A 13132-nucleotide genomic window follows, 5' to 3' on the forward strand; every position below is an offset into this window, starting at 1 on the left:
TGTATCATGGCGGTTGCCGCTGCGCTGAGTCCACGCGCAGCGGCCATTGAGTTACGCCACGCCCAAAGCACTTTTAACGTCATTGGCGATCTTTTCGACCTGCGGCCCGTAAATCACCTGCACGTCGTGTTCGCTGACGCGATTGATGCCGTTCGCGCCGGTGGTGAGTAACGTTTGATCAACCACTTCATTCATCTGTTTAACCCGCACGCGTAGCCGGGTGAAGCAGCAATCGACGTCCTCTATATTGGCTTCGCCGCCCAGCCCGCTGATGATCACTTTGGTGCGCTCATCCGCCGCTACTTGTTCCGGTTTGTGCTCCTCATCAGATTCGCGCCCCGGCGTTTCTACTCGCATCCGCTTAATCACAAAGCGGAAGCCGTAGTAGTAAATCGGCACATAAATCACGCCAAGGACAATCGTCCACCACCAGTGCGTTTTACTGCCGCCGAGAATGCCGAACACCACCAAATCGATTGCGCCGCCCTGCACGTTACCAATCATCAGATGCAGCATCGACATCAACATAAATGACAGGCCGGTTAACAGCGCATGCAGGATATACAGCACCGGCGAAACAAAAATGAAACAGAACTCCAGCGGTTCGGTGATGCCGGTGGTAAAGGAGGTCAGCGCACCGGCCAGCACCAGCGCTTTGACGCGCTGCTTATGTTCGGGGCGCGCGGTGTGGTAAATCGCCAGTGCGGCGGCCGGCAAGCCAAACATCATTACCGGAATTTTGCCCTGAGCGAGGAACTGTGTGGCACCGCGCACCGTATCGTCCGGGATGGCGCCGGGATGCGTCAGCGAAGTGTTGAAGATGTTGAGCGCGCCGACGATGCTTTGCCCATCTACCGTTGCCATGCCGCCAATCGGCGTGAAGCGCACGGTTTCGTTGAGAATGTGATGCAAACCGGTCGGAATCAGCAAACGTTCACTGGTGCCGAGCAGAAAGGCGCCGTACTGCCCGCTCTTACCAATCATCAGGCCAACCCACGCGATGCCTTCGCCGATGGTCGGCCAAATCAACGCCAGCAGCACGCCCACCAGCGGCAGCACTACCACGGTAACGATCGGCACAAAGCGGCGTCCGCCAAAGAAGCTGATCGCTGTGGGCAGTTGCTGGGTGTAGAAGCGGTTGTGCAGCACCACGGTAATCAATCCCGCAATCACGCCGCCCAGCACGCTCATGTTGTAAGTAAAGATGCCAAGCATGTCGATGTATTCGGCGGACGTCATCATTGCTGCAGTTTGGTCCATGCCCGCTTTCTGCAGTGCTTCTGGCGTGGTGGTGGCGGCCGTCAATCCTTTCGAGGCCAGTGTAGAGCTGATACCCACGTTCATGGCGATATAGCCAATCACGGCGGCAAAGGCGGCGGTCGGTTTCTCCGCTTTGGCCAGCCCAATGGCGCTGGCCACCGCAAAGAACAGCGGCAGATTGGCGAACAGCGCGCCCGCCACTTTGCGGATAAAACCGATGATCAGTTGCGGTACCTGCAGATTGGCGAAGGCATCGCCAGTAATCGCCGGGTTTTGCATTGCGGCGGCCAGGCCAAGAAAGATCCCTGCGGCAGCGATCACCGAGATGGGCATCATCAAGGCTTTGCCGAAGGCGTGAATTTGGCTTGCCAGATTCTTCATGCGCGTGCCCTTTTCAGAATGGAAAGAGCAATTATTAGCCAGTTATCCCAGCAGCACGTAACCGCCGCCCTTTATCAGCCGGAAAAGTTTGACTTAGGTCACGCTTTACGCCCGACCCGCGATAAACGCCGCCTATCGCACCATTAAACCAATCAATTAGACAACTTTTAAGGAGAGTCGCACACTTTCCGCTAACAGAAGACATATTCTGATAACAACTCATAAACAAATAAGCCTGCAACTATGAAATTTAAACGTAAGATTCAACCCTATCGCGCTGCTGCGGGCGGCTGGGGTTCATTGGAAGCCACCACCCGTTTCGTCCTTGATAGTAAAGCTGCCCTGAAAAATATGCGTAACCTGATGCGCATGAACAAAGCACGCGGTTTCGACTGCCCAGGTTGCGCCTGGGGCGATGACAACAAAAGCACCTTTAGCTTTTGTGAAAACGGGGCAAAAGCGGTGACGTGGGAAGCCACGCGTCGTGTGGTTGAGCCAGAATTTTTTGCTCAGCATAGCGTCAGCACCCTTTACCAGCAGAGCGATTACTTCCTTGAGTATCAGGGACGCTTAACCCATCCAATGCGCTACAACAGCGCTACCGACCACTACGAACCGATCAGCTGGGACGATGCGCTAGCCTTGATTGCTCGCCATCTGCAGGCGATGGATCATCCGAACCAAATGGAGCTTTACACCTCCGGCCGCGCCAGTAATGAAGCTTCCTGGCTTTATCAGCTGTTTGGCCGCGTGATGGGCACCAACAACTTCCCCGACTGCTCCAACATGTGTCACGAAGCCAGCGGCACCGGCCTGAAGCGCAGCATCGGCGTGGGTAAAGGCACTATTCGTCTGGACGATTTTGATCACGCCGACGCGATTTTCGTGCTGGGTCAGAATCCGGGCACCAACCATCCGCGCATGCTGCACAGCCTGCGCCACGCCGCCGATCACGGTGCGAAGATTGTCACCTTTAACACGCTGCGCGAACGCGGCCTTGAGCGTTTTGCCGATCCGCAAAAGCCGCTGGAAATTGTCACGTCGATGGCGGGTACCATTAGTTCTGCCTATTACCAGCCTAATCTGGGCGGCGATATGGCGGCGGTGCGCGGTATGGTAAAAGCCCTGCTCGAGCTACAGCGTGCACGTTTGGCAGCCGGTGAGAAAGGCATTTTCGATCAGGCGTTTATTGATGCGAATACGCATGGTGTAGATGACTATCTCGCTGCGGTGGATAACACCCGCTGGGATGATATCGTGCGCCAATCCGGTCTGAGCGAAGTTCAGATCCGTGAAGCGGCGGCGATTTATCAAAGTGCCGAACGCGTGATTGTTACCTGGGCGATGGGTATCACGCAGCATAAACACTCGGTGGATACCGTTCGCGAGATCACCAACCTGCAGCTGCTGTTTGGTCAGTTGGGCAAGAAAGGCGCAGGCCTGTGTCCGGTGCGCGGCCACAGTAACGTGCAGGGCAACCGCACCATGGGCATTGATGAGAAACCGGGCAAGCCGTTCCTCGATGCCCTCGGCGCGCACTTTGATTTCGAACCACCGCGCGAGCATGGCCACAACACCGTTGAAGCGTTGAACGCGATGCTGCGTGACGAAGTGAAAGTGCTGATCGCGCTGGGCGGCAACCTTGCGGCGGCCGCACCGGATTCACCGGTCACCGAAGAAGCGTTGCAGCATTGCGGTTTGACCGTGCACATCAGCACCAAACTCAACCGCAGCCATTTGGTGCCGGGCCATGAAGGATTGATTCTGCCGACGCTGGGCCGTACCGAACGCGATCGCCAGGCAAGCGGCAATCAGTACATCACTGTTGAAGACTCGTTCAGCATGGTGCACGCCTCAGAAGGTGTCGGCATTCCACTGGCGGAAACGCAGCGTTCTGAAACCGCGATTGTGGCCGGCATCGCCCATGCAACCTTAGGCAGCGATAAAATCGACTGGCTGGCGATGGCAGGCAATTACGATCTGATTCGCGATCACATCGCCGCCACCATTCCCGGCTTTGCTGATTTCAATAACAAATGCGACATTCCGGGTGGTTTCTACCTCGGTAGCGCAGCCGCTGAGCTGCGCTTCAATACGCCAACCAAACGTGCCGAGTTCAGCGCTGCCGCCCTACCGACTTCACTGTTCCCGCAGTTAGGTGATGTCGCAGTGCCGTTCACCCTGCAAACCCTGCGTTCACACGATCAGTACAACACCACGATTTACGGCCTCGATGACCGTTATCGCGGCGTGTACGGTCAGCGTGAAGTGGTGTTTATCCATCCGGATGATATGGCGTCGCTGGGCTTCGCTGAAGGCCAGTTGGTGGATATCGAGACGCTGTGGAATGACGGCTTAACCCGTCGCGTCAGCGGTTTCAAACTGGTGCCGTATAACATTCCGCGCGGCAACCTTGCGGCTTATTATCCGGAAACCAACCCGCTGGTGCCGCTCTCCAGTTTTGGCGACGGCAGCGGCACGCCGACCTCAAAATCGGTGCCGGTGAAGCTGGCATTAACCGCCGCCGTAGCGTCACAACGCATCGCCTGACCAAAGCGTTATCAGAAGGTAAAAAGCCGCGTAAAGCGGCTTTTTAGCCTGTTTTGGCCTTGCCGCGCGGACCCGATTCGCGTAAAACTGTCAGCCGCTCTTAGGCCACGAAACTATATAAATTATGTTCCAGGATAATCCGCTGCTCGCGCAGCTTAAAGAGAAGCTTCACGCGCAGACTCCGCGCGTCGAAGGTGTTGTTAAAGGTACGGAAAAAGGCTTTGGCTTCCTCGAAGTTGATGCCCAGAAAAGCTACTTCATTCCGCCACCGCAGATGAAGAAAGTGATGCACGGCGACCGTATTTCTGCCGTGATCCACACCGATAAAGACCGCGAGAGTGCCGAGCCGGAAACCCTGGTTGAGCCGTTCCTGACCAGCTTTGTCGGCCGCGTGCAGAAGAAAGACGATCGTCTGTCAATTGTGCCGGATCATCCGCTGCTGAAAGATGCGATTCAGTGCCGCGCCGAACGTGGCGTGACCCACGATTTCCAGACCGGCGATTGGGCGGTGGCAGAGATGCGTCGTCACCCGCTGAAAGGCGATCGCGGTTTCTATGCCGAACTGACCGAATTCATTGTCACCGCGGACGATCACCTCGCGCCGTGGTGGGTAACGTTGTCGCGCCATAACCTCGAGCGTCAGGCTCCGGACGTCGGTTTTGGTGAGATGCTCGACGAAAATCTGCAGCGTGAAGATCTGACCGCGCTGAACTTCGTTACCATCGACAGCGCCAGCACCCAGGATATGGATGATGCGCTGTACGTGGAAGAAGCTGCCGACGGCAATCTGATCCTGACCATCGCCATCGCCGATCCGACCGCTTACGTGGCGGAAGGCAGCGAGCTGGATAAGCTGGCGTCAAAACGCGCGTTCACCAACTATCTGCCGGGCTTTAACATCCCGATGCTGCCGCGCGAACTCTCTGACGACGTCTGTTCTCTGCGTCCGAACGAACGTCGTCCAGCGCTGGCGTGCCGCGTCACCGTATTGAAAGATGGCAGCCTGGCTGATGACGTGCATTTCTTTGCCGCGTGGATCGAGTCGAAAGCCAAACTGGTTTATGACCAGGTTTCTGATTGGCTGGAAAACAGCGGCAGCTGGCAGCCAGAGAACGACGCCATCGCCCAGCAGATTCGCCTGCTGCACCAGGTTTGCCTGGCGCGCAGCGAGTGGCGTCAAACCCACGCGCTGGTGTTTAAAGATCGTCCGGACTATCGCTTTGTGTTGGGCGAGAAAGGCGAAGTGCTGGATATCATCTCTGAGCCACGCCGCATCGCTAACCGCATCGTGGAAGAGTCGATGATTCTGGCTAACGTCTGTGCCGCGAAAGTGCTGCAGGAGAAGCTGGGCTTCGGTATCTACAACCTGCATACCGGTTTCGATCTAGCCAACGCTGAGCAGGCCGCAGGCGTGCTGGCGGGTCATGGCATCACCGTGGATCCGCAGGCAATTACCACGCTGGAAGGCTTCCGCCAGCTGCGTCGTGAACTTGATGCGCAGCCAACCCAATATCTCGACAGCCGCATTCGTCGCTTCCAGTCGTTTGCCGAAGTCGGCACCGAACCGGGCCCGCACTTTGGTCTTGGCCTCGACGCGTACGCGACCTGGACTTCGCCGATTCGTAAGTTTGGCGACATGATCAACCATCGCTTGTTGAAAGCGATTGTGCGCGGCGAAAGCACCGCTCGTCCGCAGGATGAGCTGACGACCATCATGAGCGAACGTCGTCGCCTGAACCGCATGGCAGAGCGCGATGTCGGAGACTGGTTGTACGCACGCTTCCTCTCGCCGTTTGCCGGCACCGATCGCAAGTTCAGCGCCGAGATCATCGATGTCTCTCGCGGCGGCATGCGCGTGCGTCTGCAGGAGAATGGCGCGGTGGCCTTTATTCCTGCGCCGTTCATCCACGCGGTGCGTGATGAACTGGTGTGCTCGCAGGAAAGCGGCACCGTGCAGGTTAAAGGTGAAGTTGCTTACCGTGTGACGGACATCATCGACGTGACCATCGCCGAAGTGCGTATGGAAACCCGCAGCGTGGTCGCACGTCCGGCCGCCTGAGCATGAAAACTGGCGGGATAACAGCCGTTATCCCGCATTTCTCTCCGCCCGCTTTAGCAAATGTTAAATTTGCATTCCGCTTCACATTTCTAACGCCTCTGCCTGTCGTTAACAATTCATTACATTACTTTTAACTTGTTGTATTCGATCGCCTCTTTTCCCGGTCCCTACAAGGAGTTAACTCATGAACAACGTCAAAACCAGTCTCATCTGGTTAGCGGTGGCGTTAATTGGCGCGGGCGCATTTGCCATGCTGGCCCTCAGCCGTGGCGAACACGTCAACGCGGTCTGGCTGGTGATTGCCTCCGTCGCCTGCTACAGCATTGCCTATCGCTTTTACAGCCTGTTTATCGCTAAGCGCATCTTCGAACTGGACGATCGCCGTCGCACGCCGGCGGAGCGCTTAAGTGACGGCCTTGATTATGTGCCCACCAATAAATGGGTGCTGTTCGGCCACCATTTTGCGGCGATTGCCGGCGCGGGCCCGCTGGTCGGCCCGATCCTCGCGGCGCAAATGGGCTTCCTGCCTGGCACCATCTGGATTCTGGTTGGCGTGATGTTTGCCGGAGCGGTGCAAGATTTCCTGATTCTGTTTATCTCTACGCGCCGTGACGGCCGCTCGCTCGGTGAGATGGCCCGCCAGGAACTCGGTTCATTCGCTGGCGTTGTCACCATGCTCGGCGCGCTGGGCGTGATGATCATCATCCTCTCCGCACTGGCCTTGGTGGTGGTGAAGGCGCTGGCCAACAGTCCCTGGGGCTTATTCACCATCGCCGCGACCATTCCGATTGCGCTGTTTATGGGCGTGTATATGCGTTTCCTGCGTCCGGGCAAAATCGCGGAGGTGTCGATTATTGGCTTCGTGCTGATGATGGCGGCGATTATTTACGGCGGTAACGTGGCGGCCGATCCCTATTGGGGCCCGCTGTTCACGCTGAAAGGCACGGAGTTGACGTGGGTGCTGGTGATATACGGTTTTGTCGCCTCTTCGCTGCCGGTGTGGCTGCTGCTGGCGCCGCGCGATTATCTCTCCACCTTCCTGAAAATCGGCGTGATCATTGGTTTGGCCATCGGCATCGTGTTTGCCATGCCCGAGATGAAAATGCCTGCGGTAACCAAATTTATTGATGGCACCGGGCCGGTCTTCTCCGGCGCGCTGTTCCCGTTCCTGTTTATCACTATCGCTTGTGGCGCCATTTCAGGTTTCCATGCGCTGGTTTCGAGCGGTACCACACCAAAACTGGTTGAGCGCGAAAGCCATATCCGCTTTATCGGCTACGGCGCGATGCTGATGGAATCCTTCGTGGCGATCATGGCGCTGATTTGTGCCTCGGTGCTTGATCCGGGCGTTTACTTTGCTATGAACTCGCCTGCCGCGCTGATTGGCACCACGGTGGAAAATGCGTCGCAGGTGATTAACGGCTGGGGCTTCGTGGTAACGCCAGAAATGCTGAGCGGCATTGCGCGTGACGTCGGCGAAAGCACCATTCTTTCCCGTGCCGGTGGCGCACCCACCTTTGCGGTCGGCATGGCGCACATCATCACCGAAGTGTTTAACAGCCGCGCCATGATGGCGTTCTGGTATCACTTTGCCATCCTGTTTGAAGCGCTGTTTATCCTCACCGCTGTGGACGCCGGTACCCGCGCCTGCCGCTTTATGGTGCAGGATTTGGTGGGCACCGTGGTGCCATCGATGGCGAATAACCGTTCATGGTTGGGCAACATGGCGGGAACCACCGTTGCGGTGGCGGGCTGGGGCTTCTTCGTTTATCAGGGCGTAGTCGATCCGCTCGGTGGCATCAATACGCTGTGGCCGCTGTTTGGTATCGGCAACCAGATGCTGGCGTCGATGGCGCTGATTCTCGGCACCGTGGTGCTGTTCAAAATGAAGAAGCAGCGTTATGCGTGGGTGACAATTGTGCCGACCGCCTGGCTGTTTATTACCTCGATGACTGCTGGCTGGCAGAAGATTTTCCACGAGAAGCCATCGATTGGTTTCCTTGCGCAGGCCAACAAGTTCCGCAAAGGCATTGATGACGGCATTGTCATCGCCCCAGCGAAAACCGTCGCTGACATGCAAACTATCGTCTTCAGCAATCAAATTAACGCGGCCCTGTGCGCCTTCTTCATGCTGGTGGCGGTGACCATGCTGGTTTCTGCCTTCTTTGTGATTCGTCGGGCGCTCAACAGCAGCGTGCCGACTACCCATGAATCCGAGATCTCACTGCGTAAAGAGGTGCGAAATGTCTGAGTCCATTTATCACTGGAGAAAACCCACCGGGGCGTGGCAGATTCAGCAGTGCTTACCAATCGCACCCGCTACGGCTGGGCAAAATCTTACGCGCTGGCAGCGCATCTGGCAGGGATTACAGCAAAGTTTTCGTTTAATGGTCGGCGTTCATGACTATCAAACTTATCTGAAGCATATGCGCGAACATCATCCAACTATCGCCCCCATGGATGAACGCGCTTTTCACCGTCACTGCCTCGATGCCCGCTTTCCCAGCCAGGCCGGAAAACTGGGTAAGTGTCCTTGCTAACCAGGAACAGCCCCGCTTGCCGGGGCTTTTTCGTGCCATTCTTTAATAAAAACAAAAATATATTTGGATTGCATCTTGTGCTGGCGCAGGAGGTTGAATACTGTTGCTAAAATAATGAGATACCGCCCGCTGAGCATTCCCCCGGAGGAAGTTTCCATGACCGATGAACAAGGGCAAACATTGCTATACACCTTGTTTGGCACCACCAGCCCTCATTGGCGTTTAACTTCAGATAGTGATGCTCTGCATTTTGCCGAAGATGAGAACGCGAACACCAATATGGCGGTTCCGCTGACTCCCGCACAAGCCAGTTTATTGCGTGCGATGACGGTCATTACCTCAAGTATTAACCTCACGCTGTCGCTGCACGGCGAACCCGTTCCGATGCATTTTGTCGGCCGTAAAGTCAATCAATCGACCTGGGCAGGCACCTCTTCAGCCTGGGGCGATACCTCGGCTGTCGCGCGCGATTTAACGCTGGGATTATCGTTCGCCGAGCAAGTGGTTTCTGAGGCGAATTCAGTGATCGTGATTCTCGATCAGCGCGGCAATATTCAGCGTTTCAATCGTTTGAGTGAAGAGTACACCGGGCTGAAAGAGCAGGAAGTGATTGGCCGCAACGTTTTCCAGCTGTTTATGACCAAGCAGGAAGCGCAGGCATCACGCCGCAATATCGCCGGATTCTTCCGTGAAGGCAGTTCTTACGAAGTTGAACGCTGGATTAAAACCCGTAAAGGTCAGCGACTGTTTCTGTTTCGTAATAAGTTCGTTCACAGCGGTAGCGGAAAAAATGAAATTTTCCTCATCTGTTCCGGAACCGACATAACTGAAGAGCGCCGCGCTCAGGAACGCCTGCGCGTGCTGGCCAATACCGATACCGTGACCGGCTTGCCCAATCGCAACGCGATCCATCAGCAGATTAGTCTGGCACTGGAGCTGGCGAATGGCAGTCAAACCGGTGTGGTTTACCTCGATTTAGACAATTTTAAGAAGGTGAACGACGCTTACGGCCATATGTTTGGCGATCAGCTGCTGCAAGCGGTGTCGTTGGCCATCCTCAGCTGCCTTGGCAAAGACCAGACGCTGGCGCGCCTTGGCGGCGATGAGTTTGTGGTGCTGGCGGAACACACCAGCCAGGCGGCGCTGGAAGCGATGGCATCGCGCATCCTTGAGCGGCTGCGCCAGCCGTTCCGCATTGGATTGATTGAAGTCTACAGCGGCTGCTCGATTGGTATCGCCCTCGCCCCGCTGCATGGCGAAGATCGTGAAAGCCTGATTCGTAACGCCGATACCGCGATGTATCACGCCAAAGAGAACGGTCGCGGCAAGTTCTGTGTGTTCGCTAACGAGATGAATCAGCGCGTGTTTGAGTATCTGTGGCTCGATACCAACCTGCGCAAAGCGCTCGAACTGGATCATCTGGTGGTGCATTACCAGCCGAAACTCAATGCCGAAGGTGATGTGCTGAGCGCCGAAGCGCTGGTGCGCTGGAATTCCCCGGAGCGTGGTTTGGTGCCGCCGGGCGACTTTATTTCGTATGCCGAAGAGTCCGGTTTGATTGTGCCTTTGGGCCGCTGGGTGATGCTGAATGTGTTGCAGCAGATCATCAAGTGGCGCAGCGAAGGCATCTATCTGCGCGTCGCGGTGAACGTCTCGGCTAAACAGCTGATTGACCAGAGTATTTATACCGACCTGAAACATGCGCTGAATGAAGCCGGTTTGACCGACTGTCCGATTGATATCGAACTGACGGAAAGCTGTTTGATTGAGAATGAAGCTGGCGCACTGATGCTGATGAAGCAGTTTCAGGAACTGGGTGCGCAAGTACATCTTGATGATTTTGGTACCGGTTACTCCTCGCTTTCCCAGTTGGCGCGCGTTCCTATTGACGCCATTAAACTGGATCAGAGTTTTGTGCGTAATATCAATAAGCAACCTGTTGCGCAGTCGCTGGTCCGTGCGATTGTCGCCGTTGCCAAAGCCTTGAAGCTGCAGGTGATTGCCGAAGGCATTGAAACTAAAGCCGAAGAAAAGTTTGTTATGGCCAATGGTGTCGATGGGCGTCAGGGTTATTATTATGCAAAACCAATGCCCGCAGAAGAGCTCGGGCATTGGCTGGCTAAGCATCCTGCCCGCGTCTAACGCTGGTTTGCGAGATTAGCCGGCTTTGCGCAAGGATGCGCTATGACGGTTCTGCAGTTGTACCAGTCGTTCCATGTAAGCAATGTCTTTCGGTTCCAGTGTGAAGGCATAATCAACCCAATCCTCGGTGATATCCATCAGCTCGGCGCGTGATAATTGCAATACGCGCTGACGCGCTTTCAGCATCGCACGCACGCCGTTGAGCTTTGGACGTAACGTATCGATAAAGGTCCGTGTGGTGCGATAACCATCGCCCGGCTGGAACACTTTGTCGACCAGCCCACGCGTTTCATACCACTCCGCGCTGTGTGACTCGCCTTCCATAATCAGCTCTTCAGCCAGCTTCATGCCAGAGCGACGCGCCACTAACGAGTAGCCGCCCATGCCAGGGAACAAGTTGAACGCGATCTCCGGGAAGCCCATGCGCGCGCTGTTCTGCGCCAGAATGAAGTGATGCGCCAGCGCCGCTTCAAAGCCGCCACCGAGAGCACTGCCCTCAATCATCGCCAGCGTGACCGCACCGGTATCGAAACCCCGCGCTGCGGAGTGGATGCAGTCAACACAGGCACGTGCATAAGCGCGCAGTGCTTCACGACGGTTGTTGCGAATGCACTCCACGAAGAAACGCAAATCGCCTCCGGCGTTAAACATCTGTGGCACTAACGATCCCGTCACCCAGAAATCAATCGGCAGACCAGAACGCTGAGCGGAATAGCTCAGGTTCATGATCTCCTCAATTAATTCGTGGTTGAAACTCGGACGGGGTTGCGCACGCAGCATCATCCACATGGTACGTCGGCCCTCTTCATAGTAGGCGGCGAGCTGTGTGGTTTGTCCAACTTCGGTGAACAGTCTGCATGTCGGTTGGTTAATTACTGTCATTGTCTCATCCTCTGTTTATGTTTATGTAGTGCGTTAAACGCCACATCAGCGTAATCCAGAGTGAGGCCAGACCAAATGAGAGATTGATTTATAAAGCAAAATCCAGAGATATCCCCGACCAGCGGCCGGGGAAGCATTAGCGGGCTTACTTGATGGCTGCGCGTTGCCCCACGGCAACATGAGAACGCTTAACGCGTCGTGAATAAACAGCCGTAATGATTGGCACAATGACGGAAGTGACAATGACAGAAGTGGCGACTAGCGCTGTGGCAGCCGGTGCGACCGGTTTAAACTGTGGCAGCATCTCGGCAATCAACACTGGCGTAGCCACCGCAGCACCGGCGGTGCTGGATGCTGCAATCCCTGCCGTACCATCACCACCGCCAATCAGGCGATCGGCAATGATCAGCGGAATGCCGGTCACAATGATCACTGCGACGCCAAGCATGATTCCCAGCAGGCCAGTTTGCGCGATGACGGTCAAATCAATGGTGTTGCCCAATGCGAAGGCAAAGAACGGAATTAGCGTGTGTACCGCTTTACCAAAGAACTCGCGCAGTTCGGGATCAAGATTACCGAGCGCAAATCCAACGATAAACGGCAGCACTGCGCCCACGAAGACATGCGGCTCGAATGAGGCGATGCCTGCGGTGCCGAGGATCACCATCGTCATCAGCGGCCCCGACTCCAGCGACATCAAGACGAATGCACCGGCTTCTTCTTTCGAACCGTATTGCTGCATGATAGAAGCGTATAAGCCGCCGTTGGTCATATCCATCGCCGCCACTAACGCCAGCGTGGAGAGTCCGGCAAACATGCCCACTTCCACGCCGTTTTCTGGCATCACACGTGAGGCAATCGCTGCGACAACCCAAGCTACCGCAATTTTGGTGAGTACCAGCGTGCCTGATTTACGCAGCACCGTGCCGGTGGCGCTGAGTTTGATGGATGCGCCCATGCAGAAGAACCACACCGCGAGGATTGGTACGGTGCCGGTCATCAACCCATTGGTGAAGGAACCAAAGTATTTACCTGCGCCGGGAGAGAACGTATGGCATAGCGCGCCCAAAAACAGCGGAATCAGCATCATGCCGCCAGGAATTTTATCAATTGCACGTTTGATATGCATAAGAGTGTCACCTTAACTGAGCCAGAGGGAGGTGTTTTTATGAATTGCCAGATGGCATGGCGAGCAAGATAACGATTGGCTGAAAGGAAAAAAGTGATCACAAATGCATTTATGAAACACTGTTTTATTTTTATTGATTGATCATTTTGTATTTATGATGCGTATCGCCATACCAGATGATTTGATGCA

The 13132-nt window shown here is 55.6% G+C and carries 8 protein-coding genes; 5 read left to right on the top strand and 3 right to left on the bottom strand.

Features of this window, described 5'->3' with window-relative positions; genetic code table 11:
• Positions 1-51: 51 nt before the first annotated feature.
• Positions 52-1641 carry a PTS transporter subunit EIIC gene (locus FHW71_RS00690; RefSeq protein WP_179450712.1) on the bottom strand — a complete coding sequence of 530 codons (1590 nt, stop codon included), beginning with the start codon at positions 1639-1641 and terminating at the stop codon, positions 52-54.
• 243 nt (positions 1642-1884) lie between these two features.
• Between FHW71_RS00690 and FHW71_RS00695 the strand changes: the two genes are divergently transcribed.
• The 5 genes from FHW71_RS00695 (at position 1885) to pdeR (ending at position 10932) form a co-directional block, all read left to right on the top strand.
• Entirely contained in the window at positions 1885-4191 is a 2307-nt protein-coding gene (locus FHW71_RS00695; protein WP_179450711.1) for an FdhF/YdeP family oxidoreductase, read from the top strand.
• A 124-nt stretch (positions 4192-4315) separates the two neighbouring features.
• On the top strand, positions 4316-6250 hold the full coding sequence (locus FHW71_RS00700; protein ID WP_179450710.1) for an exoribonuclease II: 1935 nt from the start codon (positions 4316-4318) through the stop codon (positions 6248-6250).
• A 184-nt stretch (positions 6251-6434) separates the two neighbouring features.
• The gene (locus FHW71_RS00705; RefSeq protein ID WP_179450709.1) at positions 6435-8501 is read left to right on the top strand and encodes a carbon starvation CstA family protein; all 2067 of its coding nucleotides are present in this window, start codon (positions 6435-6437) and stop codon (positions 8499-8501) included.
• Positions 8494-8790 carry a CstA-like transporter-associated (seleno)protein gene (locus FHW71_RS00710; protein WP_073980729.1) on the top strand — a complete coding sequence of 99 codons (297 nt, stop codon included), beginning with the start codon at positions 8494-8496 and terminating at the stop codon, positions 8788-8790. The genes FHW71_RS00705 and FHW71_RS00710 overlap by 8 nt, the downstream gene beginning before the upstream one ends.
• A gap of 156 nt (positions 8791-8946) precedes the next feature.
• Positions 8947-10932, top strand: coding sequence for a cyclic di-GMP phosphodiesterase (gene pdeR / locus FHW71_RS00715; protein WP_008106502.1), 1986 nt, complete (start codon positions 8947-8949; stop codon positions 10930-10932).
• 15 nt (positions 10933-10947) lie between these two features.
• On the opposite strand, the gene FHW71_RS00720 is transcribed toward pdeR, so the two are convergent.
• Positions 10948-11814, bottom strand: coding sequence for a crotonase/enoyl-CoA hydratase family protein (locus tag FHW71_RS00720; protein WP_007892438.1), 867 nt, complete (start codon positions 11812-11814; stop codon positions 10948-10950).
• Positions 11815-11959: 145 nt separating this feature from the next.
• Complete coding sequence (gene kdgT, locus FHW71_RS00725; RefSeq protein WP_007892437.1) at positions 11960-12943, bottom strand: 2-keto-3-deoxygluconate transporter; 984 nt, start codon at positions 12941-12943, stop codon at positions 11960-11962.
• Between the last annotated feature and the right edge of the window lie 189 nt (positions 12944-13132).

Origin of the sequence: Enterobacter sp. Sphag1F (assembly GCF_014193275.1) — a bacterium.
Lineage (GTDB): Bacteria > Pseudomonadota > Gammaproteobacteria > Enterobacterales > Enterobacteriaceae > Pantoea > Pantoea symbiotica.